The organism is Acidimicrobiales bacterium, assembly GCA_016794585.1.
GTDB lineage: Bacteria > Actinomycetota > Acidimicrobiia > Acidimicrobiales > DATDAH01 > JAEUJM01.
In genome coordinates, this window is sequence record JAEUJM010000029.1 from 21,468 (window position 1) to 46,069 (window position 24,602).

A 24,602-nucleotide genomic window follows, 5' to 3' on the forward strand; every position below is an offset into this window, starting at 1 on the left:
CCGGGTCAGTCCTCGGCGGCGAACCAGTTGGCGTGGAAGCCGAACGGCACCCGTCGGGGCAGGTGCACGGTGGCCACCGGGCCGGCGGCGACGTCCCGGGCGTCGAGCACCACGAGGTCGCTGGTGTCGGCGGCGGCGTCGTAGACGATGTTGAGCAGCCACCCGTCGTCCTCGGCCGAACCGCCGGGGTCAGGAGCGAACACGCTCTCGCCGACGTGGCCGTGGGGCCCCATCGTCCAGTGGGTGCGACTGCCGTCGGTCTCGTCGTACTTCACGATGGTGTCGAAGTCGCCCATGCGGCGGTCGGGCTGCAGGAAGGCCGACAGGTACAGCCACCGCACCCGCTCGCCGTTGCGGGCGTCGTTGATGCGGTTGAAGTCGCCCCCCAGGTCGTCGATGGGCTCCCAGCCGGCCGAGCCCGCGGCCAGGTCGATCCAGAAACGGGCGGGACGGCCCGGCGTGGGGTCGCCCACGGACTGGTCGAGGGGCGGCTCGGAGTCGATGCCGAAGTCGGGGGCGTCGAAGCGTGAGCCGCACAGCTCGATGCGATCCCCGTCGGCCCAACCGCTCCAGAAGTGCTGGACGTGGCCGGGCTCGATCTCGAACCAGCGGATGTCCTCGGCGCCGCCGCGGCGGGGGATGACGCCGAGCCGGGTGCCGTTCTCGGGCTGCCACGACACCATCGGGCCCTTCCCGAGGTTCGCCACGTTGAACACGATCGGCGAGTCCAGGAACACGGTGTGCTCCTCGGTGATCACGCAGTCGTGCATCATCACCGGCGCCGGCAGGTCGAGCTCGACGGAGTGGACCAGCTCGCCCGTCGCGTCGATCACGAAGTAGTGGAGCTTCGGCTCGAACACCGAGTAGCCGAAGCAGACCAGCTCGCCGGTACGGGGATCGAAGCGGGGGTGCGCGGTCATGGCGCCCCGCAACCGACCGCCGAAGTCCCACTCCCCCACGGTGTCGAGCTCGGGCGTCACCTCGGTGGGCAGGCCGCCCTCCCAGAGCGCCAGCCAGCGTCCGGCGTGGCGGATGACGTGGGTGTTGGCCACGTTCTTGACCGGGCCGGCGTCGCCGGTGAGCGAGCGAGGGGGGAAGTCCGTGACGCTGCCCAGGCCCGGGTAGATCGCCCGGCCCAGGGCGACTTCGGCCTGGAGCCCACGGGATCGGACCCAACGGTTGCGATAGGACGCGCGCCCGTCACCGAGGGTCACGCCGTGGAGCATCCCGTCGCCGTCGAGCAGGTGGTAGCGGCCGACGGGCTCGTACAGCGGGTTGGGGCCGTTGCGCACGAAGCTGCCCCGCAGGGCTGCGGGCAGCTCGCCGGTGACGGCCAGGTCGGCGACATCGAGCTCGTCGGGGACGGGCGCCAGGTTGCCCAGCAGGTCGGGCTGGTTCGCGGCGTTCGGGACCGCGCCGAGCAGGCGCGCCGTGCCCGAGGCAGGTACCTCGGTCGTGTCGGTCATCGGCCCTCCCCTCGCCGCCCTGGTCGGCGCTCGACCTCCGGGCACTGCTAGGTTAACGACGTTAACCGACGGGGGTCGGCCGTGTCGCCCGCCGCCGTCCCGCCGACGCAAGGGGCAACCCGTGGACGCCGTCCTCGAGCAACGCATCCGCGACCGGATCGCCGTGGAGAAGTCCCGCACCGAGCCGCCGCCCGAGGCCGTGCCGGTGCCGCTCATCCCGACCGGACGCTACGTCGACCCCGCCTTCCACGAGCTCGAACGCGAGCACCTGTTCCCGCGCACCTGGCTGTTCGCCGGCCACGAGTCCGAATGGCCAGAGCCGGGCTCGTACCGGCAGTTCACCCGCACCGGCGCCCCCCTCGTCATCGTGCGGGGCGAGGACGGCGTGCTGCGGGCCTTCTACAACGCCTGCCGGCACCGGGGCGCCCCGGTCACGCGCGACGAGTGCGGCACGGCCCGGCGCCTGACCTGCCAGTACCACTCGTGGAGCTACGGCACCGATGGCGTGCTGAAGGGCGTGCCCGACGCTCGCAGCTTCGCCGGCCTCGACGTGGACGACCTGGGCCTCGTGCCGGTGCGCTGCGAGACCTCCGACGGCTGGGTCTTCGTCAAGGAGGCGCTGGACGGCCCGTCACTCGTCGAGTTCCTCGGGCCCGTCGCCGACCAGATGCGCGACATCGACGGGCCCGCCATGCGCCTCGTCGGCACCCAGGTGCACCACCTCGCCTGCAACTGGAAGCTGATGGTGGACGCCTTCCTCGAGGTGTACCACGTGCGCACGGTGCACCCCGACAATGCCGCCCTGCTCTACGACGACCAGGCCACCACGGTCACGATGCTCCCCCACGGCCACAGCCGCCTGACGGTGGACAAGCGCGACGAGCTGCGCGACTTCCCCATGGTGTCCCCCGAGTTCGACAACCCGTCGGTGCCGCTGCTGTGGCGCCAGACGTCGACCTCGTACGGCATCTTCCCCAACCTGGTCGTACCCATGGACACCGGGGCCTTCACCTTCCTCTGCATGTGGCCGGTGGACGTGGACCACACCGAGCTCGAGCTGCGCTGGTACGCGCCGGCGTGGGAGGGCGACGAGGTGCCCGAGGACCACACCGGCCGCATGGCCCTGTTCGAGACCGTCATGGCGCAGGACACCGCCAACATGGCCCCGATCCAGGCCTCGGTCTCGTCGCGTGGCGCTCGACCGTTCCAGCTCGGGTGGCACGAGCGCCTCATCCACCACTTCCAACGGGCGGTCGACCTGGCCATCGGGCCGGATCACCTGCCCGCCGACACCGCGGTCTCCGACGCCCTCGACGGCTTCGTGGAGCCGGCATGAAGGCGCTCGCCGGGGCTGCCCTCGCGATGGCGCTCGTGGTCGGCGCCGCCGCCTGCGCGAGTGACGGGTCCGACACGGGGACGGACGAGGCCGGCGCCGAGGGACGCGGAGACAGCGCCACCACGCTGTCGTCGATCCCCGGCGCCGACCTCGCCGGCCGCTGGGCCCACTACGACATCGTCGCCTACGAGGACGACACCCTGAAGACCATGATCGTGAGCTACGGCTTCACCGACTTCGCGGTGAAGGACGGCGAGCTGATCGAGTCCGAGGAGTTCTGCACCGCCGAGCAGGTCACCGACCAGGCCATCGAGACCTCGGTCTCCGACGCCGCCACCCAGGCCATCCGGCCGGAGCCGACCCCCGTCGAGGTGTCCGGCGAGCCGGGCGCGTGGGAGGTGCACCGCCCCGCCACACCGACGCCCGTGGGGATCCGCCTCGACGACCCGGTCGACGAGTCGCTGCCCGACGACCCCGACGATCCCCGCATCGTCGACGACGACGGGGACGGGAAGCCCGGCATCACCGTGGAGATCCGCATCGGCGACTCGGTGGAAGAGCTCTACATCGCCCGGCGGGAGATCTTCGCCTACGACCTGGTCCAGGACGGCCCCGACTCGATGACCGGCACGGTGACGGACGGCTCCGAGCAGCTCGTCATCGGGGCCACCGACCCGATCTTCGAGGGCTCGGGCGGCGCCTGGGTGCAGGTGCCCGACCTCTCGTTCAGCCCGATCCTGCTGGAGCGGGTGGACGAGGACTGGGACTGCGACCGCCTCGTCGCCGAGCGCGACGACCTCTTCCCCCCCAATCCCCCCATCGAGTGGTGACGGCCGGCGCCGCTTCCTCCGGAGCGGCGTCGACACCCCCCTCCCTCCACCCGAACTTAACGCTGTTAACCTACCTGGAGACACCAGCCCGGCGCCGGCCGGGCGAGCGATCGAGGAGCCGGCCATGCCCACCCCGCGCAGCCTGACCACCGCCCCCCACCGTGACTTCGACCTCGAGGTGGTGGCGGGCGAGTGGCCCACCGACATCAGCGGCGAGGTGCTCTACTCGAGCCCGCTGAACGGCCACGGCATCCCCTACGCCATCTTCGACTTCGGCGCGATCTGCCGGCTCTCGCTCGAGGCGGGCTCCCGCGGCGCCGCCCCGGGCCGTTTCCGCTGGCAGAGCGTGGCCATCGACACGCCGAGCAAGCGGCTGTGGGAGCGCCACCCCGAGGTCTTCCGAGCCGGGCCCACGGGCTACACCTCGCCCTTCGGCTCGCCCAACGCGGCCAACACCGCCCCTCTGCCGTGGGGCGACCGGCTCTACGCCACCTGGGACGCGGGCCGGCCCGTCGAGCTGCACCCCGAGACCCTCGAGTACGTGTCCGAGGTCGGCCACATCGACACCTGGGGTGGGCCGTCGATGGGCCACGCCAACGTGTTGCCCTTCGTGCTCTCCTCCGCCCACCCCGTCGCCGACCCCGAGCGCCACTGCCTCTGGACGGTGAAGCTCGAGATCGGCGCCGCCGGCCTCGTGCCCTCCCTCGTGCGCTACGACCGCGCCGACGGCACGAAGGTGGCCCACTGGCCCCTCGAGGGGATCGCCTTCAACGGCTCGATCCACACCGTCAGCCAGACGCGCGACTGGGTCATCCTCTGCGACAGCGGCAACTTCAAGCCCGACCTCGACGAGATGCTCGGTGGCGAGCGCACCACCACCATCGACGCCGAGGTGCCGGTGTGGCTCATCCGCAAGGACGCCCTGGAGGGGCTGGCCCCGGGCACGCCCGTGGCGCCGGTGTGCTTCACCATGTCGCCCCCGAACGGGCACTACTACGCCCGCTGGGACGACACCGACGGCATCTCGGTCGTCTGGGAGGGCATGGACCTGATGGACCTCGCCCTCTACCTGCGCCCCGACGACGTCGACGTCAACGGCAACCCCGTCGACCCCGCGGCGGTCGGGCTCTACAACATGTCGATGGCCCCGGAGACCATCTGCGAGGTGGTCTTCGACCCCGAGACCGGCAAGGTCCTCGAGCAGGGCGTGTTCAAGGAGGACTGGACCTACAACCTCCAGCTCTCGGCCATGGACTGGAGCACCGAGGGCATGAGCGCTCCCACCCTGCACCACGTCGACTACCAGGGGTGCCGCCCCGGCAACGTCTCGGCGCGGGCCGCGCGGCTCTACGAGGGGCGGATCGACCTCGACCGTCTCCGCGAGGAGACCCCCGGGGCCCTCTGCTCGTTCGAGCGGGGCTCGATGGAGCTGAAGGCGCGTTGGGAGTACCCCGACACCGCCGACCACATCACCTCGCCGGCGTTCGCCCCGCGTGCGGTGGGCTCGGTCGCGGGCACCAGCGCCTACGCCGGGACCTCGCCCGGCGGCCACGACGGCTACGTCGTCCAGCCCGTGTGCAACGACGACGGCCTGCGCATCGAGCTCTTCGACGCCGCCCGCGTCGGCGACGGACCGATCGCCGTGCTGAAGGGCACCAACCGGGAGACCATCCCCTTCGTCCTGCACTCCGCCTGGTCGCCGTCGCACCACGAGCTGGTCGACGCCGAGCGCCTGACCTTCTCCTCCGAGCTGAGCGACGAGGCCCTGGCCTCGCTTCCCGAGGAGCTGCGCGCCGCGGTGCACGAGGTCGCCGCCGAGCTCGACGGCTGAGCTCCTGCCGGGCGGGTCGGCCCGGCAGTCAGCGGGTGGCGCCGTACCCGCGCAGGATGCGGTCGGTCACCTCGGTGACGAGCGTCTCCTCGCCGGCGGCGTCGAGGCCGAGACCGAGCAGGCAGATGTTGGCCACGCCGTGGACCCCCGCCCAGATGCTGAGGGCGACGACCATGGGGTCGTCCGCCTCGAGGTCGCCGGCGGCGATGGCGTCCTCCAGGGCGCCGGTGGCCATGCGGAACGCCTTGGTGGCCGCCGGCAGCTCCGTCGCCCCGGGCAGCGCCGCCAGCTCCCCGAAATCGGGCGGGAAGAGGAACATCACCCGGAACAGCTCCCGGTCCTCGCGCGCCATCCGCACGTAGTTGCGGCACTGTGCCCGGACCCGGTCGAGGGGGCGGTCGGGGTCGGCGGCGGCGTCGATCTCGACGTACCGGGCCATCAGGTCGTCGAACTGGCGCTCGGCCACCGCGCGGAGGAGATCCTCCTTGTCGGTGAAGTGGGCGTAGAGCGCCGGCGCGCTCACCCCGAACCGGTTGCCGAGGGCACGCAGCGTGAGGGCGTCGAGTCCCTCGCTCGAGACCAGCGCCCGGGCCTCGTCGACGATCGCGTCCCGTCGCAGCGGCGGACGGGCGGCGGCGGACACGCGGGGATCGTACCCCCGGGCGTCAGTCCGCTTCCCCGGTGCCCGGGGTCCCCCCGGCACGACCGGTGCGGGCCGGACCCCCCAACGCCACCTCGTCGAAGCGCTGCCGGGTGATGCGGTCCGGGGTGAGGCGGAGCGCGAGGTCCCGGGCCCGGCGGGACAGGGGGCCACGGATGCGGCTCAGGCCGCCCAGGCGGCGGGCGTCGAGCTGGATCCGGCGCACGCGGTCGTGACGGGCTTCGACGTACGCGGCGAAGCCAGCGTCGAGATCGGTCGCCCCGGTGTCGCCGCCGAGCACCCGCCCGAGCACGACGGCGTCCTCGATGGCCATGGCGGCGCCCTGGCCGAGGTTCGGGGTCATGGCGTGGGAGGCGTCACCGAGCAGCGGGAGGCGGGCCGTGCCCCACAGGGGCTCGTCGAGCTCGCACAGGTCGTGGTGCAGCGGCGGCGGCTCGTCGAGGCCGTCGATGACCGCGGCGGCCGGGGCGGGGAAGCCGGCGAAGCGGTGACGCAGGTCGTCGAGATCCACGTCGCCCGACCGGCCTTCGGGGGCGGCCTGGACGAGGAAGTAGTAGACGCGGTCGCCCGGCACCTGCACGAGTCCGATGCGACTCCGTGGCCCCCACCACTCGACCGCCGACTCCAGCCCGGGGTTGGGCGCGAAGCCCCGCCAGCACGTGTCACCCGAGTAGCGGACGTCGCCGCCGCCGTGGGCGAGGCGGCAGGACGAGTGCAGGCCATCGGCGCCGACCACCAGGTCGAAGTCCTCGGGCGCGCTGCCCGCCACCGAGACCTCCGGCGCGGCCGGGTCCACCGCCGTGACCGCGGCCCCGAGGCGCAGATCCACCGGGGCGCCCGCGCCGAGGGCGGCGACGAGAGCGGCGTGGACGTCCGCCCGGGCGCAACCCAGGGTCGGCCCGAGGGTGTGCCGGTGGGCGGCGGCCGGCGACGCGGTGAGCAGGACGTCGTCCGAGCGGCGCAGCTCGATCGCCGGGAGCTCCACGCCGAGGGCGCCGACGTCGACTCCGACCCGGGCCAGGCACGCCACCGCGTTCGGGGCGAGCACGATGCCCGCGCCGACCGGCGCGAAGGCCGGCGCCGCCTCGAAGAGCGTCACCTCGTGCCGCTCCCGCAGCGCCAGCGCCGCGGTCAGCCCGCCGATCCCACCGCCCACGATCCCGATGCGCACCCCGCCATCCTCGCGCCCGGCACCGCGGGCCCGCCGCTACAGGGTGAAGCGGTAGATGTTGGTCTCGCGGGGGATGAAGCCGAGGCGCAGGTAGAGGCGGTTGGCGGCCTCGCGGGTGGGGCGGCTGGTGAGGTCCACCGTCTTGGCGCCCTCGGCACGCGCCCGTTCGAGGGCGTGGCGGTTGAGGGCCTCGCCCACCCCCTGGCCGCGGGCGGCCTCGTCGACCACGACGTCCTCGATCCAGGCGCGGATGCCCGTGGGGATGGGGAACACGACGAGGGTGAGCGAGCCGAGGATCCGGCCGGCCGGGTCATCGTCGCCGTCGCGCGCCACCAGCAGGATCGACGCCGGCGATTCGATGATGTGGCGTAGCTCGTCGTCGGTGGGCGGCGGGTTGGACGACGAGAGCTGCGGGACGAGGCGGTCGAAGGCCTCGCGCAGGTCGGCGGTGAGCTCGGTCTGCTCGCGGACCGAGACGGTCACGGCGCGGGGACGGGTTGCGGCGGCGGCGGGCCGACGTAGCGGGCGCTGGGCCGGATGATCCGGTTGTCCGCCGCCTGCTCGAGGATGTTGGCGCACCAGCCGATGACCCGGCTCGACGCGAACGTCGGCGTGAACATCTCGCGGGGCAGGCCGCAGCGGTCCATCACCACGCCGGCGTAGAACTCGACGTTGGCGTAGAGCTCGCGGCCGGGCTTCAGCTCGGCGAGGGTGTCGACCACGGCCTTCTCGACCTGCACGGCGAAGGCGGCCTTGTCGCCCCCGAGGCGCTGCGCGACCGACTTCAGCAGCACCGAGCGGGGGTCGTCGGTCTTGTAGACGCGGTGACCGAAGCCCATGATGCGGTCGCCGTTCTCGACGGCGTTGCGCACCCAGGCCTCGGTGTTCTCGGGCGAGCCGATCTCGTCGAGCATGGCCAGGGCCCGGCTGGGGGCCCCGCCGTGCAGCGGGCCGGACAGGGCGCCGATGCCGCCCACCACGGCGGCCACGAGGTCGGCGCCGGTGGAGGTGATGACCCGGGCGGTGAAGGTCGACGCGTTGAACCCGTGGTCGATGGTGGTGATGAGGTACTGCTCGACCCCCCGGGCCTCGTCGACACCGGGCTCCTCGCCGGTGAGCATGTAGAGGTAGTTCGCCGCGTAGCCGAGCGTCGGGTGGGGCTCGATGACCTCGTCGCCCTCACGGAGGCGGTACAGCGCGGTGAGGATCGTGGGGATCACCGCGCACACCTGCATCGCGTTCTGGCGCAATTCGGCGGCGCTGATGTCGAGCGACGCCTTGAAGTCGAGGCTGGCGCCGAGCAGCGACACCGCGGTGCGCAGGCCGTCGAGGGGCACGAACTCCTCCCCCGCCGAGGCGATGGCGGGCAGCTCGCGGCGGACGGAGTCGGGCAGGGTGCGGTTGGCCACGATCTCGTCCAGGAAGGACGCCCGCTGGGCCTCGGTGGGCAGCTCCCCCTCGAACAGCAGGTACCAGACGTCCTCCAACGAGCGCTTCTCGGCCAGCTCGACCGCCGAGTACTGGCGGTAGTGGTAGAAGCCCTCCTGGCCCCGGACGTCGCCGACCTCGGTCTCGGCCACGATCACGCCGGCGAGGCCTTTGGGCGCCTCGATGTGGCCCGGGTGGGTGACCGGTTCGATGCTGGCCACCTTCATGAGGTCGCGCATCGACACGATGCCCACCAGGGCGCCGTTCTCGACCACCGGCAGATGGCGGTAGCCGGCCTCGGAGAGCTTCGTGAAGGCGGCGCCGGCGGAGACGTCGGCGCCGAGGGTGGCCGGCGCTTCGGTCATCCACTCGGCCACCTTGGTGCCGTCGGGATCGCTACCCGAGGCGGCGAAGCGCACGAGGTCGCGCTCGGTGAGGATGCCGATGGGGCGGTCCCCGTCGGCCACCACGACCGACCCCACCCCGTGCTCGACCATGCGGGCGCTGGCCTCGGCGATGGTCTCGGAGGGCACCGCGGTCACCACCGAACGGCTCATCACCTCACCGACGGTTCGTACGACGGCACCTTCGGCCACGAGCCCTCCACCTCTGTTCGTCATTCGTCCAAGTCCAGCGTGCGCTGCGTCCCGGCGGGACCACCGGAACGGTGGCGCACTCCGCACGGCGATCTTACCGAGCAAGGCCCCTCGGAGCGGCGGCCGGGAGGGAGGTGTCGGAGCCCGACGGCGCCCGTCGGGTCGGCAGGGGAGGCAGCACCGGAGGGGCTGGATAGCGTGAGGGGATGCTCCGCTGGACCGCCCGTCCCCGGCTGCGCCGTCCGGTCATGGTCTGTGCGTTCGAGGGATGGAACGACGCCGGCGACGCCTCGTCGTACGCCGCCCGCTACCTGGCCGAGCGCTGGGACCTGCGCACCTTCGCCGACCTCGACCCCGAGGACTACTTCGACTTCACCAGCACCCGGCCCCGGGTGCGCCTCGACGACGGCCACCAGCGCGAGATCGTGTGGCCGGCCAACGAGCTCGCTGCCGGTTCCCTGCCGGGCACCGACCGTGACGTCATCATCCTCACCGGCACCGAGCCGCAGCTGCGGTGGCGCACCTTCTGCGAGCAGATCGTCGAGGTGGCCACCACCTTCGAGGTCGAGCTCGTGGTCACCCTCGGCGCCCTCCTGGCCGAGGTGCCGCACTCCCGGCCCGTGTCGGTGATCGGCACCGCCGTCGACCAGGGTCTCATCGACCGCCTCGGCCTGGCCCGCTCCAGCTACGAGGGCCCCACGGGCATCGTCGGCGTCCTCCAGGAGGCCTGCGCGCGTGCCGGCGTGCCCGCGGCGTCGCTGTGGGCCGCCGTCCCCACCTACGTGCCCGGCGCCCCCTCCCCCAAGGCCGCCCTCGCCCTCGTCGAGCGGACGTGCGGGCTGCTCGACGTCTCCGTCGCCGCCACCGACCTCGAGATCGCCACCGCCGCCTATGAGCGCCAGATCGACGAGCTCGTCGACGAAGACGACGAGACCGCCGACTACGTGGCCAACCTCGAGGCGCGCTTCGACGACGGTGAGATCGACGAGGAGCTCACCGACGTCAGCTCGCTCGTGGAAGAGGTCGAGCGCTTCCTGCGCTCCACCGGCGAGAACTGACCGCCGACCGGCGCCGCCCGGTCCTACTCGTCGTCGGGCGCGTCCCGCCACGGGGGTGTGCGGGGGGCGTCGAAGAGCACCTCGATGGCCTCGCCGCGGATGGCGGCGAACACGTGCTGGCCCCACTGCTCGAAGCCGGCGAGGGGCTCGGGCAGGGCGTCGGCCGGGAACCAGCCCACGTCCCGGCACTCGAGGGGGTGGGCGCGGAGCTCGCCGCCGGTGGCCCGGCAGTGGAACACGATCGAGTAGAGCGGCACATGGGTGAAGCCGAGGCGCATGCCGTCGAGCACGGCGATGGGCCGGAGCACCTCGCACTCGATGCCGGTCTCCTCCTCGACCTCCTTCAGGGCGATCTCGGACGGCGAGTACCCGATGTCCGCCCACCCGGTCGGGTAGAGCCACACCCCCGAGTCGGCCCGCTGCACGAGCAGGATCTCGTCGGCGTCGTTGCTGACCACGGCCCCGACGGCCACCTTGGGGGTGACGTAGCCGGGCACACCCTGGCCGACGTGCTTCATCCATTCGACCGCGATGGCGTCGGCGTCCCACTCGTGGGCGGCAGCGGCCCGGATGTCGGCGGCGACCGCCAGCACCTCCTGGAAGCGCTCCTGCTCGTAGAGGCTCTCGGTGAAGCCCAGGCCCGTCCGGGCGATCCCCGACAGCGCCTCGCTCCAGCGCAGGAGATCGGCGTGACTCGGGGGCTGGGGCGTCATCGCCGTCGACCCTACCGCCCCCGCCCGGTCGGTCGACCCGCTACCTCAGCGCGAACAGCAGGGCCCGGCGCACCTCGCCCTGATGGTCCGGGTCGGTGATCTTCTCGCCGTCCGCGTCCAGGACGTAGAAGGCATCGACCACCTCGTCGCCCAGGGTCTGCACCTTGGCGGTGCGGATGTCGAGGTCGAGCTCGGCGAGGGCCCGGGTGATCCGGTTGAGCACACCGATGCCGTCGGTGGCGTGGACCTCGATGATGGTGGCCCGGTGGGTGGCCTCGTTGTCGAAGCGCACCTCGGGGGCGCGTGGCGGGGGCCCGGGTCGGGCGTAGGCCTTGGCCCGCTCGGCGAGACGGGCCGACAGCGCCAGGCGCCCCGCGAGGCAGCGGTCGAGATCGGCCTCGACGCGGTCCCAGTCGATGGCGGACCCGAAGCTGGAGGCCACCGTGAACTGACTCAGCGCCATGGCGTTCTCGGAGGCGGCCGCGGCCTCGAGCACGTCGAGCCCGTTGAGGGCGAGCACCCCGGCGACGCGACTGAACACGCCGGGACGGTCGGGCGCCACGACGGTGATGGTGTGGTCGTCGATGCGCACGGCCCGCTCGCCGGCGGCCATGAGCTCGCGCTGGCCCGCGTCGGGGAAGGGGGCCACGCGGTCGGTCTCGCCACCACCGCCGAGGCGGAACGCGGTGCGGGCGGTGAGCTGGGCCACGAGACCGGCCTTCCAATCCCCCCACGCCGCGGGGCCGGTGGCGATGGAGTCGGCCTCGGTCAGAGCAGCGAGCAGTTCGAGCGCCTCGAGCGAGCCGACCTCGTCGGCCACCCGCTCGATGGTGGCGTCGTCGCTCAGGTCGCGCCGGGTGGCCACGTCGGGGAGCAACAGGTGGTGGCGCACCATCAGCACGAGCAGCTCGACGTCCGCCGGGGGGTAGCCCATGCGGGTGGCCATGGTGGCCACGATCTCCTGCCCCACCTCGGTGTGGTCCCCCGGGTAGCCCTTGCCGATGTCGTGGAGCAGGGCACCGATGACCAGGAGGTCGGGCCGCCCGACGCGGTCGGCCAGCGCCGCCGCGCCCACGGCCGCCTCACACAGGTGACGATCCACGGTGAAGCGGTGGTAGGCGTTGCGCTGCGGGCGGCTGCGCACGGGCTCCCACTCGGGCAGGATGCGCGAGAGCAGCCCCTTGTGGTCGAGCGACTCGAGCACCCCGATGGCGGGAACGCCGGTGAGGAGCAGCCCGGCCAGCAGGTCGCGGGCCCCCGACGGCCAGGGATCGGGGAAGAGCGGGACCTCGGCGGCCAGGCGCTCGAGCGACGACCGCTCGATGCGGGTGCGGTGGGCCGCGGCGGCCTGTGCCGCCCGCAGGACGAGCGCGGGGTCGTCCGCCGGCGAGGCGTCGGCCGACACGTGGACCTCGCCGTCGCGCAGCACCACGCCCTCGTCGAGGGGCCGATCACGCCCTGCGGTCCGTCGGCGGGGGCCCTCGAGGGACGACTCGACGCGGTCCCACGTCTCGTCGCTCACCCAGCCGATGGTGCGGGCCGCGGCCGCCACCCGCTTCATGAGGGCGTCGGCGCCGCCGTCGCCGGACTCGCCGAGAAGCGCGGCCACCCCGTCCTGGTCCTGGAGGTTGAGGCGGTCCCCCGCGCGCCCGGTGTGGCGGTGGAGGGCGACCCGAACGTCGAGGAGCGTGTCGTAGGCGCGGTGGAGCACCGCGTCGTCGCCCCCGTGCAGCAGCGGGTGGACGAGCTCGGCCCAGTGCAGCGCGTGCACGTCCCGCAGGCCGCCGCGGCCCTCCTTCAGGTCGGGTTCGAGCAGGAAGGCCACCTCGCCGTACTGGGCGTGGCGCGCCGCCACACCCTGGTGCAGCTCGGTGAGCCACTTCTTCGGCCGTTTGCGCCACTGGGCCAGGGCCTGCTCACCGACGTGCTCGGTGAGCGCGGCGTCGCCAGCGAGGTGGCGGATCTGGAGGAGGGTGGTGGCGGTGTCGAGGTCGTCGGCGGCCAGGCTGAGCGTCTCCTTGGGCGTCCGGACGGCGTGACCCAGCTTCAGGCCCTCGTCCCAGATCGGGTACCAGAGCTGGTCGGCCACCTGCCCGACGGAGGTGACCTTGCCGTCGTGGAGGAGGAGCAGGTCGAGGTCGCTCTGCGGGGCCAGCTCGCGACGCCCGTAGCCGCCGGTGGCGGCCAGCGCGATGCCGGCGCCGTCGCCGGTCGCCCCGAGGAAGCGCTCGACCAGCCAGGCGTCGACCAGGTCGCTGAGGGCGCGACACCGCTCGCGACCCGAGAGGTCGGGAGCGTCGATGAGCGCCTCGCGCTCGGCTTTGAAGGTCATCGCAGTGCCTTTGAGAGTGGGACCTCGGACATCGGTGCCGACCTCAGAGCGCGGCCGACGCCGCCTGGCGAGCGGCGACGAGCACCGGGTCCCACAGCGGCGAGAGCGGCGGGGCGTAGGAGAGGTCGACGTCGACCATGTCCTGCACGGACATCGAGTTCCACAACGCGGTGGCGACGGTGTCGATGCGCTTCGCCGACGCGTCTCCGCCCACGATCTGGGCGCCGAGCAGGCGACCCGACCCGCGCTCGGCCACCATCTTCACCGTCATCACCTCGGCGTCGGGCAGGTACCCGGCCTGGTTGGTGGCCTCGATGGTGACGGCGACCGCATCGAGCCCGGCGCGGGCGGCCTCGCCCTCGGTCAGGCCCGTGCGGCCGATCTCCGTGTGGCAGATGCGGGTGACCGCAGTGCCCAGGACCCCGGGGAACGACGCTGCGCCCCCTCCCAGGTTGATGCCCGCGACGCGACTCTGGCGGTTGGCCACGGTCCCGAGGGCGATGTGGACCCACTCGCGCGACACCAGGTGGTACGACTCGCAGCAGTCGCCGGCGGCCCACACGCCGTCGACGTGGGCCTGCTGGCGGGGCGTGACCCGGATCGCGTCCTTCACCCCCAGCGGCACGCCGGCGGCGCCGGCCAGCGCCGTGTTGGGGGCCACCCCGATGCCCAGCACGACGAGGTCGGCCCGGATCGATCCCGCCGACGTGTGCACCATCCCGGGCTCGAAGCCCTCGACCGAGGTGCCGAGGCGCAGCTCGGCGCCCGCGCCGGTCAGCGCATCGGCCACGAGTGCGCCCATGTCGGGGTCGAGCGTGCGCATGGGCTGATCGGCGGCCTCGACGACCGTCACCTGGGCGCCGCGCTTGAGGAAGGTCTCGGCCATCTCGAGGCCGATGTACCCGCTGCCCACGATCACGACGTGCTTGCACTCGACGGTGGCGGCGTGGTCGAGCAGGGCGGCGGCGTCGGCCAGGGTCTGCACCCCTCGCACCGACTCGTGGTCGATGCCGGGCAGGTCCGGGCGGATCGGGGACGCCCCCGTGGCCAACAGGAGCTCGTCGAAGCCGATCCGGATGGTCCGACCATGGCTGTGGTCGCGGACCTCGACCTGGCCCTGGGCGAGGTCGATGGCCTTGACCTCGTGCTGCACCCGCACGTCCACGAGCAGCTTGTCCCGGAACTCCTGGGGGGTCCGCACCACCAGGTCGTCGATGCCGCCGAGGTCGCCCGCCACCAGGTACGGGATGCCGCACGACGAGTAGCTCGTCCAGTCGCCCTTCTCGAGCACCACGATCTCGAGGTCGCGGCGGCGCCGGCGCACCTGGCTGAGCGCGGTCATCCCGCCCGCGTTGCCTCCGATGACCACCAGTCGCATGACGGCACACTAGAGGGATGGCCGTCACGACCGTCCTGTTCGACTTCTACGGCACGCTGGCCGAGTCCGACTGGGAGTCGTGGTGGCTGGCCGAGATCCTCGAGGCCCGGGGATACGAGTTCCGACCCACCGCCGACAACACCTGGTCGGCCAACGCCTTCGACGGTCAGACCCACGACGAGCACTCGGTGGACGAGGCCGCGTACGAGGCCTGGGAGATGGACCGGTGGCGGGGCCTGCTGCGCGACCACGAGATCCACGACGACGACGTCGAGTCGATCGTGAAGGAGTTCCACACCCGCCGGGGAGAGTTCACGATGGTCGCCTACGAGGAGTCGCTCGAGGTGCTCCGGGAACTGCGAGGGCGAGGACTGCGCATCGCGATCTGCTCGAACTGGGACTGGGACCTCGACCGGCACCTCGACGAGACCGGGGTGCTGCCGCTCGTCGACGCCCGGGTGTCATCGGCGTGGGTGGGCGCCCGCAAGCCCCACCCCCGCATCTTCGAGGCCACCCTCGCCGAGGTGGGCGCGACGGCGGCCGAGACGCTTTTCGTCGGCGACAACTGGAAGGCCGACGTCGAGGGCCCGCTCGCCCTCGGCATGTCCCCCGTCCACATCTGGCGCCACGACGACGACCCGGGCGACTGGATCCCGAAGCCGCCCGCCGACGGTGGCGCCGTCCCCCGGATCGAGAACCTGCGCGAGCTCTACGACCTGCTCTGAGCGCCGACCGCGGACGGCAGGGTCCGGTGCGGCGGCCTCAGTCCTCGCGGGAGCGCCGGCGGGCCAGGTGGACGTAGGCCTTCGCCGCACCCCAGCGCATCCCCGGCTCGGTCAGGCGCTCGTCGACGTCGCCGAAGGCAGCCGGGCTGAGTGCGAACGGGTCGTCGGGGAAGGCCTGCACGGCGAAATCGTCGCGGTCGACCGGCGCGGCGCCGGCAGCCACCAGCACCTCGGTCGGGTAGCGCACCGCCTCGCGCAGCAGCGAGAGCGGGCCGGCCGCCTGGGCGTCGAGGTCGGTGGCGAGAAGCACCTGAAGCCGGGGCACGACGTCGGCGCGGGCGGCTCGTCCGGCCGCGGCGGCCTCGGCACGCACGGCGCCCGGCACTTCGGCGCCCTGCTCGACGAGCACCCGGACGACACAGCGCTCCACCCAGTCGACGATCACGGCGTCCACCGCGTCGGCCAGCTCCCGCCCGTAGCGAAGGAACGCGGCCTCGTCCTCGGAAGTCGGGCCCTGCGTGGTGCCCTCGCCGTCGTCGGCCGCCATGCTCACAGTGTGCCCATCGAACGCGTCGAACCCGGCCCCGGCCAGGAGTCAGTGTGGGACTACCCCCGCCCGCCCCGGCTCGAGGCGACCGGCCGCCACCTCGTCGTCCGCTTCGCCGGCGTGACCGTCGCCGACAGCCGCCGCGCCTACCGCGTCCTCGAGACCAGCCAGCCGCCGGCGTACTACCTGCCGCCCGACGACGTCGCCCTCGACCTGCTCGTGCCGAGCACCCACCGCACGTTCTGCGAGTGGAAGGGCACCGCCCGCTACTTCGACCTCGTCGTGGGCGAGCGGGTGAGCCGGGAGGCGGTGTGGTCCTACGACGACCCGACGCCGGGGTTCGCCCCGCTCACCGGGTACCTCGCCTTCTACGCCCAGCGGGTGGACGAGTGCCTCGTGGACGACGAGGTGGTGCAGGCCAACGAGGGCTCGTTCTACGGCGGGTGGATCACGTCGTGGGTGGTCGGGCCCTTCAAGGGCGGCGCCGGCACCGCCCACTGGTAGCCGGGGTCAGCCGATGCCGCCGCCGGCGCCACCGAGGTAGGGACGCAGCGCGGCCGGCAGGGAGTCGGCACTGCACCGCAGCACGACCTTGGCCTGCTTCACCTCGGCCTCGGGCACGCAGGGGAAGTACTCGCTCTCCGAGATCGGGATGACCAGCTCACCCACCCCGTCCGCCGCCAAGGTGAGATCGCCCTCGGCGAGGGTGACGGTGGCGGTGCGGGGCTGACCGGCCACCTGGACGGTGGCGGTCCCGGGGGTGAAGGTGACCGGCACCCCGACGGCCTCGGTCGCCGCGGCTTCGGTGATCTCGGCCTTGATGACGGCCCGGTCGAGCTGCTGGACCTGGACCTGGGCGTTCATCAGCACCGAGCGGTCGAAGGTCAGCCCGTCGACCGTGATCTGGAACACCGCGAAGGTGACGCCCGGGGTGACCAGGTCCTCCAGGCGGAGGGAGAGGTGGTTGACCTCGCCCCGGAGGCCGAGGCCCGGGAGGAACGGGAAGGAGCCGACCTCGGCCTCGACGTTGCCCACGTCGATCTGCTCGTCGGCGCCTTCGATCTCGGACTCGACCCGGCTCTCGAGCAGCCGGCGCACGCCCACGTCGACCGCGGCGCCGAGCAGCAGGAGCACGACCACGAAGATGAGGAGGTTGCGCAGGGCCCGCACGTCGCCGCGTCCTCAGCGCCCGCCGCCGAGGGCGGCGTTGAGGTTGCCCGACCGGAGCCCCTCGAGGTCGAGGGTGACGTACCGGTACCCGGCGGCGTGGACGGCATCGACCACCTCCGCGCGACGAGCGAGGACGGCGGGGAGGTCGGCGAGGGGTACCTCGAGGCGGGCGGTGTCGTCGTAGTGGCGCACCCGCAGCGCCCGGAAGCCGAGCGCCCCCACCGCCGCCTCGGCCTCGGCCACCTGCTTCAGCACCGGGGTGCTCACGGGGGTGCCGTACGGCAGGCGTGAGGCCAGGCAGGCGGCGGCGGGCTTGTCCCAGGTGCGCAGGCCCAGCGCCCGGGAGGCGGCCCGGACGTCGGCCTTGGTGAAGCCGGCCTCGACGAGCGGGAAGGCGGCACCCCGGCCTGCCGCCGCCTGCTGCCCGGGGCGGTGGTCGCCGAGGTCGTCGAGATTCACGCCCAACACCACGGTGGCGTCCTCCGCGGCCACCACCGGTTCGAGGGCGTCCATGAGGGCGTCCTTGCAGTGGAAGCACCGGTCCCCGGCGTTGGCCCGGTAGGCGGCGTTGGCCATCTCGTCGGTGGCCACCGGCTGCCAGCGCAAGGACCACTCGGCGGCGAGCGCACGGCAGTCGTCGTGCTCCACGGGTGCCAGCGAGGGCGAGACGGCCGTGACCGCCAGGGCCCGGTCGGCGCCGAGGGTGTCGTGGGCCACCCACGCGAGGAACGCCGAGTCGGCACCGCCGCTGAAGGCCACCACGACCCGGTCGAGGTCGCGCAGCCGCGCTCGCAGCGCGTCGAGCGTCGGAGGGACGCCCTCCGGGGTGGTCGTCGACATCGTCTCGGTCACGGCCCGTCGATCTCGACCCGGAGGCGCTTGTTGCCCTTGCCCTTCGACTCGGTCTTCACCACCCGCAGTGTGCCCACCTCGTCGGTGGTCGCGACGTGCGTGCCGCCGTCGGCCTGCTTGTCGAGGCCCACGATGTCGACCACGCGGATCTCGCTGACGCTCTCGGGGATGAGGTTGACCTTGGTGCGGATGAGGTCCTCGTCCTCCACGGCGGTCGAGCGGGGGAGGAACGACACCTCGATGGGCCGGGCGGCCGCCAGCTCGGCGTTGACCAGCTCCTCCACCCGCGGGCCGAAGCCTTCCGGCAGCGGGTCGAACTCGAAGTCCATGCGGGCGGCCAGGGGGGTCATGTTGCCGCCCGTCACCGCGGTCCCCCACTCGTTCCAGATGACCCCGCACAGGACGTGCAGGGCGGTGTGGGTACGCATGAGGGCGTGCCGGCGGTCCCAGTCGAGCTCGCCCGCCACCGGCGCGCCCACCGCGGGCAGGCCCCCGTCGAGCACGTGCCAGGCGTCGGCGCCCTTCTTGACCACGTCGGTGACCCGCGCCTCGCCCCCGTCCCACCGGAGCACGCCCTCGTCGTGGGGCTGGCCTCCGCCGGTCGGGTAGAACGCGGTGCGGTCGAGGGCGACCGCCCCGAGCTCCTCGTCCACCGCGGTGACCTCCGCCTCGAAGGCACGGAGGTAGGCGTCACGCAGGTAGAGCAGGTCGGTGCCGGCCATGGCCCCAAGTCTGGCCCAAGGGGCGCGACCCACAGAATTCACACGCAGCGGGCCCGCGCGAGCGACACGGCGGACGCGCGCCTCATATGCTCTGGTCGCTCCGGGTAACCGGGGACTATCCACCAAGGGGAGATTCAATGCGCAAGAAGGGCTTGTTCAGCCTCTTGGCTCTGTTCTTCGCCTTCGCTCTGATCGCCGCATCGTGCGGCAGTGACGACGACGGCGGCGGCGACGAGTCGAGCGGCGACAGCACCACCACCACGGCGGCGAGTGACGACGAGGGCGGTGACGCTGCTCAGAACACGGGCGACGGCACCTTCACCGTTGGCACGCTGCTGCCCGAGACCGGCTCGCTCGCGTTCCTCGGCCCACCCGAGTTCGCAGGCGTCGACCTCGCGGTCGCGGACATCAACGAGGCCGGCGGCGTGAACGGCGAGGAGATCCCGGACGCCATCCAGGGCGACTCCGGCGACACCTCGACCGACATCGCCAGCCAGACGGCCGACCGCCTCCTGAGCGAGAACGCCGACGTCATCGTCGGTGCCGCCTCGTCGGGCGTGTCCCTCACCGTGATCGACAAGATCACCGGTGCGGGCGTCATCCAGTTCTCGCCGGCCAACACCGCCCCGGACTTCACGGACTACGACGACAACGGCCTGTACTTCCGTACCGCCCCGTCCGACGTCCTCCAGGGCCAGCTGCTCGGTGAGCTGATCGCCGGCGACGGCAACGCCACGCTGGGCATCCTGGCGCTGGACGACCCGTACGGCACCGGCCTCGCGGAGTTCGTCACGGAGTCCTTCACCGACTCCGGCGGCGAGGTGGTCGAGACGGTCATCTACGACCCGAACGCCACCAACTTCGACGCCGAGGTGCAGCAGGTCGCCGACGCCCAGCCCGACGCCGTGATCGTGATCGGCTTCGACGAGTCGGCCCGCATCCTCACCTCGATGATCGAGAAGGGCATCGGCCCGAGCGACATCCCGGTGTACGGCACCGACGGCAACATGGGCAACGCCCTCGCCGAGCAGTTCGATGACCCGAGCCAGATCGCCGGCATGAAGGGCACCACGCCCCTCACCGACCTCAGCTCGGACTTCACCGACCGCCTCGACGAGATCGATCCCAACCTCGAGGACTACAACTACGCCGGTGAGTCGTACGACGCGGTGATCATCACGGCCCTGGCCGCCGACATCGCCGGCACCGACGAGCCCTCGGCCGTCGCCGCCGAGATCAACGGCGTCACCAAGGACGGCGAGGTGTGCACCACCTACGCCGACTGCCTCGAGCTCATCGAGGCCGGCGAGGACATCGACTACGACGGCATCACCGGTCCGCTGAGCTTCGGCGACGCCGGCGAGCCCTCGGAGGCGAGCTTCGGCGTCCTCGTGTTCGGTGACGACGGCATCGACGACGCCCAGACCACCTTCGAGTTCGCCCAGATCTGATCTGAGCCGCTCGACGGTCTGACCGTCACGCAGTAGTGAGCGCCCCCGGCCTTCGGGCCGGGGGCGCTCTCGCGTTCTCGTCCGGGCAGGGCCGCCGACGTCAGCGACGGTGCACGACCTCGGGGGGCGGCCCTGCCCGGCCGGTTCACCTGCCGCCGCAACGCCGACGGCACCGCCCTGCGACTCCCGATCGACCGCCGTGCGTCGGTTCACCTCCCGTCCCCCGGCTCAGGCCGGGCGACGGGTCACCTCGCCTTGACGAGGGTGCCGAGGTAGAGTTCGATGACCTTGGGGTCGACGAGCAGGGCCTCACCGGTGTCGGTGTAGGCGTTTCGGCCCTGGTCGAGCACGTACCCGCGGTGGCAGATCTCGAGGCAACGCCGGGCGTTCTGCTCCACCATGACGATGGACACGCCGGCGGCGTTGATGCGCCGGCAGCGGATGAACACCTCGTCCTGGTACAGCGGCGACAGGCCCGCGGAGGGCTCGTCGAGGAGCAGCACGGACGGGTCCATCATGAGGGCCCGGCCCATGGCCAGCATCTGGCGCTCACCGCCCGAGAGCGACCCGGCGCGCTGCTTCAGGCGCTCGGACAGCAGCGGGAACAGGTCGGAGACCACCCCGAGGCGCTCCTTGAAGCGCTTGGGCTCGAGGTACATGCCCATCTCGAGGTTCTCCTCGACCGTGAGCCGGGGGAACACGTTGTTGTTCTGGGGCACGTACCCGATGCCCTTGGCCACGAGGGAGTGGGCGGGCTCGCCGGTGACGACCTCACCGCGGAAGGTGACGTCCCCCGACGAGACCTTGACCAGACCGAAGAGCGCCTTGAGCAGCGTGGACTTGCCGGCGCCGTTGGGACCGATGATGGCGATGAGCTCGCCGTCGGCCAGGTGGAGGTCGCACCCGTTGAGGATGTTGACCTCCGGGGTGTACCCCGCGACGAGGTCGGTGGCCGACAGCACGATCTCGCCACCCGCGGGAGGCGGCGGGATGAGGGTCTCGTCCTCGGGGGCGGGCGCCTCGGAGGGCGCGGACTCGTCGCTCACAGGCCCAGCTCCTCTTCGCGCTCTTCTTCGATGGCTTCGAGCTTCGCCTCGACCTCTTCGAGCTCGGCCTCTTCCTCTTCGAGGGTGAGGGGCGCGTCGTGGTGGGCGCCGAGGTAGGCGTCGACCACGGCCTTGTTCTGGCCGACGGCCTCCGGCGGGCTCTCGGAGATGATGCGGCCCTCGGCCATCACCACCACCCAGTCGCTGATGCTCGACACCACGTCCATGTCGTGCTCGATGAAGAGCACGGTGGCGCCGTCGGCGCGCATCTCCTTGATGTGCTCGAGCAGGGACTGGGTGAGGGCGGGGTTCACGCCGGCCATGGGCTCGTCGAGCATGATCATGCGCGGCTCGCACATGAGGGCCCGGGCCATCTCGAGCAGCTTGCGCTGACCGCCCGACAGGGTGCCGGCGAACTCGTTGCGCATGTGGTCCATCTTGAAGCGCTCGAGGAGCTGGTCGGCACGTTCCTCGACCTCACGCTCCTGGCGGCGCCACACCCCGGGGATGAGGGCGCGGAAGAGGTTCTCGCCCCGCTGGTTGGGGGCGGCCAGCTTCATGTTCTCGATGACCGTGAGCTTGGACAGGGCCTTGGTGAGCTGGAAGGTGCGCACCATGCCGGCGTGGGGGAACTTGTGGGCGGGCGCCTTGGACAGGGACGTGCCGTCGAAGCTCCACTCCCCCTCGTCGGGGTTGCCGAAGCCGGTGAGGCAGTTGAAGAACGTGGTCTTGCCAGCACCGTTGGGCCCGATGAGCGCGGTGATGGAGCCCCGCTGCACCTCGAGGTGCTCGACGTCGACGGCGGTGAGGCCGCCGAAGCGACGGGTCATGTTGTCGGCCACGAGGATGGGGTCGGGCTTGGCCACCCCCGGCTCGCTGGCGACGTCCTTCAGGGCCTCCGCCACGCGGGCGGCGTCGGCGGTGGTGTCGTAGGTGGTCTCACTCATCGAGGGCCAACTCCCGCTTGTTGCCGAAGATGCCCTGTGGTCGGAAGACCATCAGCGCCACCAGGCCGACGCCGACGAGCATGAAGCGCACCTGCCCGACCTGCGTGCCCGAGATGATGGCCTCGGGCAGCTTGTCGTTGGCCACCAACTGGCGCAGCAGGCTGTCGGTGAAGGCCAGCAGGAACCAGAAGATGATCGCGCCGATCACCGGGCCCCACGTGGTGGCGGCGCCGCCGAGGATGAGGGCCGCGTAGGCGAAGAAGGTGAAGTCCGTGGAGTAGTTGTCCGGCTGCACCGACGTCTTCGCGATCGCGAAGGCGAAGCCCGCGATCGCGCCCATCATGCCGCCGAGGATGAGGCTCTGCATCTTGTACCAGTAGGCGTTCTTGCCGAGGCTGCGCACGGCGTCCTCGTCCTCGCGGATGGCCTTGAGGACGCGGCCCCACGGGCTGCGCATGATCGTCCACACGAAGAGCGTGAGCAGGAGCACGGCCAGCCACCCGACGGTGACCAGCCACAGGTCGTTCGAGCTGAGCTGGATCGGCCCGAGGGTCTGCCTCCCGCTGCCGTACGGGTTGAGGTCGTAGAAGTCCCCGGCGAACTGGCTGAGGCCGGCGCTGCCGCCGGTGTACTCGTTGAAGGTGACCGAGCGGGCCACCAGGCGGATGATCTCGCCGGCGGCGATGGTCACGATGGCCAGGTAGTCAGCCCGGAGGCGCAGCGTCGGCAGGCCCAGCAGGAGCGCCAGCACCACTGCGGCGGCAAGGCCCACGGCCATGCCGGCCCACAGGCCCCAGCCCAGGTAGGTGACGCTGATGGCGATGCCGTAGGCGCCCACCGCGGCGAAGCCCACCTGGCCGAAGTTGAGCAGCCCCGTGTAGCCGAACTGGAGGTTCAGGCCGATGGCGGCGAGGGCGTAGATCACCGCGTCCACGCCCACCGCGGCGGAGAAGCTGTTGTCGATGACGGATCGGAAGTCCATGTCGTCGCTCCCCTCAGCCGACTCGCTCGGATTGCCCGAGGATGCCTTGTGGGCGGACCAGCAGGATCAGGATCAGGATCACGAGGGCTCCCACGTTCTTCAGCTCCACCGGCACCCAGAGGGTCGAGACCTGCACGAAGATGCCGACGATCAAGCTGCCGACGAGCGCCCCGTAGGCGGTGCCGAGGCCACCGAGGGTCACACCGGCGAACATGAGCAGCAGGAGGCGGAAGCCCATCTGGTAGCTCACCTGCTCGGTGACGCCGAACAGGACGCCGCCGAGGGCGGCGAGGCCGCCGCCGGCCGCCCACACGAAGAGGATGACCCGGTCGACGTCGATGCCCGACGAGGCGGCGAGGTCACGGTTGTCGGCCACGGCTCGCATGGCCTTGCCGATCTTGGTCCTGTTCAACAGCAGGCCGACTCCGGCGAGCACGACGATGGAGAGGGCGATGGAGATGAGGTCCTTCGGCGCGATCGAGATCGGGCCGATGTCCATGCCCTGTTGCACCGCGTAGTCGCCGTAGGGCCGGGTCCGGCCCCCGAAGATGTAGAGGAAGAAGTAGCGGAACAAGATGGCCATGCCGATCGAGATGACGAGCATGGCGATGAGACCGGTGCCGCGGTTGCGCAGGCGCCGCCAGAAGGCGAAGTCGTAGAGCGCGGCCGCAGCGGCGCCGACCCCGATGGCCAGCACCGCGGCGGGGATGAGCGGGATGTCCATGTTGACGTTGAGCCACCACGCCACCATGGCCCCGAAGGTCACCATCTCGCCGTGGGAGAAGTTGGTGAGGCCGGTGGTGCCGAAGATGAGTGACAGGCCGATGGCGCCCATGGCGATGACGAGGCCGAACTTGATGCCCTCGACGAGCAGCTGGAGGAACTTCTCGATGCCCGTCACCTCCTGCTTGTCGCTCTCACCGAGCGGGTAGAGCAGCGGGCGGGTCTGACCGGGCCGCAGGGTGAACTCGAGGGTGGCCCGATCCTCGTTGCGGAGGTTCACCCCGTCGGGGAGCGAGTCGACGTCGAGGGTGGCGCTGTAGTCGCCCGGTCCGGGCAGGGGGATGTCGTACGCGCCCTCCGCGTCGGTGGTGGCCTCACCGACCACGGCGCCGGAGGCGTCCTTGACCGTGATGGTGACGCCCTCGACGGGCTCGTCCTCGTTCTCGATGGTGCCGCGCACGCCGACGTCGCCGCCCGACGCGGTCGTGGTGGTGGTGGCTCCGCCGTCGCCCTCGGTGGTGTCGGTCTGTGCGCCCGCAGGGCCGCCCGACAACAACACCGAGCCACCGATCAGGACCGCGAGCACGATGAGAATCAGCTTGCGCACGTGTTGTCTCTCCCCTTCGGCGACCGGGGA

At 72.0% G+C, this 24,602-nt stretch carries 23 protein-coding genes; 7 read left to right on the forward strand and 16 right to left on the reverse strand.

Going from position 1 to position 24,602, the window contains the following annotated elements; genetic code table 11:
- Window positions 1-5: 5 nt before the first annotated feature.
- Window positions 6-1,466: a carotenoid oxygenase family protein gene (locus JNK12_14640; GenBank protein ID MBL8777178.1), complete on the reverse strand. Its 1,461-nt coding sequence runs from the start codon at window positions 1,464-1,466 to the stop codon at window positions 6-8.
- Window positions 1,467-1,587: 121 nt separating this feature from the next.
- Between JNK12_14640 and JNK12_14645 the strand changes: the two genes are divergently transcribed.
- From JNK12_14645 to JNK12_14655, 3 genes are all read left to right on the forward strand, one after another.
- Window positions 1,588-2,802, forward strand: coding sequence for an aromatic ring-hydroxylating dioxygenase subunit alpha (locus JNK12_14645; GenBank protein ID MBL8777179.1), 1,215 nt, complete (start codon window positions 1,588-1,590; stop codon window positions 2,800-2,802).
- Window positions 2,799-3,632 carry a hypothetical protein gene (locus JNK12_14650; GenBank protein MBL8777180.1) on the forward strand — a complete coding sequence of 278 codons (834 nt, stop codon included), beginning with the start codon at window positions 2,799-2,801 and terminating at the stop codon, window positions 3,630-3,632. The genes JNK12_14645 and JNK12_14650 overlap by 4 nt, the downstream gene beginning before the upstream one ends.
- A 124-nt stretch (window positions 3,633-3,756) precedes the next feature.
- On the forward strand, window positions 3,757-5,463 hold the full coding sequence (locus JNK12_14655; GenBank protein MBL8777181.1) for a carotenoid oxygenase family protein: 1,707 nt from the start codon (window positions 3,757-3,759) through the stop codon (window positions 5,461-5,463).
- Window positions 5,464-5,491: 28 nt separating this feature from the next.
- Here the strand turns inward: JNK12_14655 and JNK12_14660 are convergent, their stop codons facing one another.
- Genes JNK12_14660 through JNK12_14675 form a run of 4 tightly spaced genes read right to left on the reverse strand, consistent with a single transcriptional unit; the run spans window position 5,492 to window position 9,319 of the window.
- Window positions 5,492-6,106: a TetR/AcrR family transcriptional regulator gene (locus JNK12_14660; protein MBL8777182.1), complete on the reverse strand. Its 615-nt coding sequence runs from the start codon at window positions 6,104-6,106 to the stop codon at window positions 5,492-5,494.
- Window positions 6,107-6,128: 22 nt separating this feature from the next.
- Window positions 6,129-7,295 (reverse strand): FAD-dependent monooxygenase, encoded by a 1,167-nt coding sequence (locus JNK12_14665; GenBank protein ID MBL8777183.1) that lies wholly within the window; start codon window positions 7,293-7,295, stop codon window positions 6,129-6,131.
- 36 nt (window positions 7,296-7,331) lie between these two features.
- Window positions 7,332-7,778, reverse strand: a complete 447-nt coding sequence (locus JNK12_14670) for a GNAT family N-acetyltransferase (protein ID MBL8777184.1) — start codon at window positions 7,776-7,778, stop codon at window positions 7,332-7,334.
- Complete coding sequence (locus JNK12_14675; protein ID MBL8777185.1) at window positions 7,775-9,319, reverse strand: citrate synthase; 1,545 nt, start codon at window positions 9,317-9,319, stop codon at window positions 7,775-7,777. The genes JNK12_14670 and JNK12_14675 overlap by 4 nt, the downstream gene beginning before the upstream one ends.
- A gap of 206 nt (window positions 9,320-9,525) precedes the next feature.
- Between JNK12_14675 and JNK12_14680 the strand changes: the two genes are divergently transcribed.
- Entirely contained in the window at window positions 9,526-10,377 is an 852-nt protein-coding gene (locus tag JNK12_14680) for a PAC2 family protein (GenBank protein MBL8777186.1), read from the forward strand.
- Between the two features lie 23 nt (window positions 10,378-10,400).
- On the opposite strand, the gene JNK12_14685 is transcribed toward JNK12_14680, so the two are convergent.
- Genes JNK12_14685 through JNK12_14695 form a run of 3 tightly spaced genes read right to left on the reverse strand, consistent with a single transcriptional unit; the run spans window position 10,401 to window position 14,800 of the window.
- The gene (locus tag JNK12_14685; protein ID MBL8777187.1) at window positions 10,401-11,090 is read right to left on the reverse strand and encodes an NUDIX hydrolase N-terminal domain-containing protein; all 690 of its coding nucleotides are present in this window, start codon (window positions 11,088-11,090) and stop codon (window positions 10,401-10,403) included.
- A gap of 40 nt (window positions 11,091-11,130) precedes the next feature.
- Window positions 11,131-13,422: a [protein-PII] uridylyltransferase gene (locus JNK12_14690; GenBank protein MBL8777188.1), complete on the reverse strand. Its 2,292-nt coding sequence runs from the start codon at window positions 13,420-13,422 to the stop codon at window positions 11,131-11,133.
- A gap of 43 nt (window positions 13,423-13,465) precedes the next feature.
- Window positions 13,466-14,800 carry an FAD-dependent oxidoreductase gene (locus JNK12_14695; protein ID MBL8777189.1) on the reverse strand — a complete coding sequence of 445 codons (1,335 nt, stop codon included), beginning with the start codon at window positions 14,798-14,800 and terminating at the stop codon, window positions 13,466-13,468.
- 17 nt (window positions 14,801-14,817) lie between these two features.
- Between JNK12_14695 and JNK12_14700 the strand changes: the two genes are divergently transcribed.
- Entirely contained in the window at window positions 14,818-15,525 is a 708-nt protein-coding gene (locus JNK12_14700) for an HAD family hydrolase (GenBank protein MBL8777190.1), read from the forward strand.
- A 37-nt stretch (window positions 15,526-15,562) separates the two neighbouring features.
- Here the strand turns inward: JNK12_14700 and JNK12_14705 are convergent, their stop codons facing one another.
- Entirely contained in the window at window positions 15,563-16,072 is a 510-nt protein-coding gene (locus tag JNK12_14705; GenBank protein MBL8777191.1) for a hypothetical protein, read from the reverse strand.
- A 9-nt stretch (window positions 16,073-16,081) separates the two neighbouring features.
- Between JNK12_14705 and JNK12_14710 the strand changes: the two genes are divergently transcribed.
- Window positions 16,082-16,576 carry a DUF427 domain-containing protein gene (locus tag JNK12_14710; GenBank protein ID MBL8777192.1) on the forward strand — a complete coding sequence of 165 codons (495 nt, stop codon included), beginning with the start codon at window positions 16,082-16,084 and terminating at the stop codon, window positions 16,574-16,576.
- A gap of 6 nt (window positions 16,577-16,582) precedes the next feature.
- On the opposite strand, the gene JNK12_14715 is transcribed toward JNK12_14710, so the two are convergent.
- From JNK12_14715 to JNK12_14725, 3 genes are read right to left on the reverse strand one after another with little or no spacing between them, the layout of a single operon-like run.
- Window positions 16,583-17,242 (reverse strand): hypothetical protein, encoded by a 660-nt coding sequence (locus JNK12_14715; GenBank protein ID MBL8777193.1) that lies wholly within the window; start codon window positions 17,240-17,242, stop codon window positions 16,583-16,585.
- A gap of 12 nt (window positions 17,243-17,254) precedes the next feature.
- A complete protein-coding gene (gene larE / locus JNK12_14720) occupies window positions 17,255-18,094 on the reverse strand; it encodes an ATP-dependent sacrificial sulfur transferase LarE (protein MBL8777194.1) in 840 nt (279 codons plus the stop codon).
- Window positions 18,091-18,816, reverse strand: a complete 726-nt coding sequence (locus tag JNK12_14725) for an alanyl-tRNA editing protein (protein ID MBL8777195.1) — start codon at window positions 18,814-18,816, stop codon at window positions 18,091-18,093. The genes larE and JNK12_14725 overlap by 4 nt, the downstream gene beginning before the upstream one ends.
- An 86-nt stretch (window positions 18,817-18,902) precedes the next feature.
- On the opposite strand from JNK12_14725, the gene JNK12_14730 reads away from it, so the two are divergent.
- A complete protein-coding gene (locus tag JNK12_14730) occupies window positions 18,903-20,267 on the forward strand; it encodes an ABC transporter substrate-binding protein (protein ID MBL8777196.1) in 1,365 nt (454 codons plus the stop codon).
- A 245-nt stretch (window positions 20,268-20,512) separates the two neighbouring features.
- Here JNK12_14730 and JNK12_14735 read toward each other — a convergent pair whose 3' ends face one another.
- Genes JNK12_14735 through JNK12_14750 form a run of 4 tightly spaced genes read right to left on the reverse strand, consistent with a single transcriptional unit; the run spans window position 20,513 to window position 24,572 of the window.
- The gene (locus JNK12_14735; GenBank protein MBL8777197.1) at window positions 20,513-21,259 is read right to left on the reverse strand and encodes an ABC transporter ATP-binding protein; all 747 of its coding nucleotides are present in this window, start codon (window positions 21,257-21,259) and stop codon (window positions 20,513-20,515) included.
- A gap of 50 nt (window positions 21,260-21,309) precedes the next feature.
- Window positions 21,310-22,260, reverse strand: a complete 951-nt coding sequence (locus JNK12_14740) for an ABC transporter ATP-binding protein (protein MBL8777198.1) — start codon at window positions 22,258-22,260, stop codon at window positions 21,310-21,312.
- On the reverse strand, window positions 22,253-23,242 hold the full coding sequence (locus tag JNK12_14745) for a branched-chain amino acid ABC transporter permease (GenBank protein MBL8777199.1): 990 nt from the start codon (window positions 23,240-23,242) through the stop codon (window positions 22,253-22,255). Before JNK12_14745 ends, JNK12_14740 begins: the two co-directional genes overlap by 8 nt.
- A 13-nt stretch (window positions 23,243-23,255) precedes the next feature.
- Window positions 23,256-24,572, reverse strand: coding sequence for a branched-chain amino acid ABC transporter permease (locus tag JNK12_14750; protein ID MBL8777200.1), 1,317 nt, complete (start codon window positions 24,570-24,572; stop codon window positions 23,256-23,258).
- Window positions 24,573-24,602: the final 30 nt, after the last annotated feature.

What these genes read in the sequence shown, in the direction of transcription:
- JNK12_14640 (MBL8777178.1), bottom strand. Translation starts at nt 1,466, where the DNA reads ATGACCGACACGACCGAGGTACCTGCCTCGGGCACGGCGCGCCTGCTC.
- JNK12_14650 (MBL8777180.1), top strand. Translation starts at nt 2,799, where the DNA reads ATGAAGGCGCTCGCCGGGGCTGCCCTCGCGATGGCGCTCGTGGTCGGC.
- JNK12_14655 (MBL8777181.1), top strand. Translation starts at nt 3,757, where the DNA reads ATGCCCACCCCGCGCAGCCTGACCACCGCCCCCCACCGTGACTTCGAC.
- JNK12_14680 (MBL8777186.1), top strand. Translation starts at nt 9,526, where the DNA reads ATGCTCCGCTGGACCGCCCGTCCCCGGCTGCGCCGTCCGGTCATGGTC.
- JNK12_14685 (MBL8777187.1), bottom strand. Translation starts at nt 11,090, where the DNA reads ATGACGCCCCAGCCCCCGAGTCACGCCGATCTCCTGCGCTGGAGCGAG.
- JNK12_14690 (MBL8777188.1), bottom strand. Translation starts at nt 13,422, where the DNA reads ATGACCTTCAAAGCCGAGCGCGAGGCGCTCATCGACGCTCCCGACCTC.
- JNK12_14695 (MBL8777189.1), bottom strand. Translation starts at nt 14,800, where the DNA reads ATGCGACTGGTGGTCATCGGAGGCAACGCGGGCGGGATGACCGCGCTC.
- JNK12_14700 (MBL8777190.1), top strand. Translation starts at nt 14,818, where the DNA reads ATGGCCGTCACGACCGTCCTGTTCGACTTCTACGGCACGCTGGCCGAG.
- JNK12_14705 (MBL8777191.1), bottom strand. Translation starts at nt 16,072, where the DNA reads ATGGCGGCCGACGACGGCGAGGGCACCACGCAGGGCCCGACTTCCGAG.
- JNK12_14725 (MBL8777195.1), bottom strand. Translation starts at nt 18,816, where the DNA reads ATGGCCGGCACCGACCTGCTCTACCTGCGTGACGCCTACCTCCGTGCC.
- JNK12_14730 (MBL8777196.1), top strand. Translation starts at nt 18,903, where the DNA reads ATGCTCTGGTCGCTCCGGGTAACCGGGGACTATCCACCAAGGGGAGAT.
- JNK12_14740 (MBL8777198.1), bottom strand. Translation starts at nt 22,260, where the DNA reads ATGAGTGAGACCACCTACGACACCACCGCCGACGCCGCCCGCGTGGCG.
- JNK12_14745 (MBL8777199.1), bottom strand. Translation starts at nt 23,242, where the DNA reads ATGGACTTCCGATCCGTCATCGACAACAGCTTCTCCGCCGCGGTGGGC.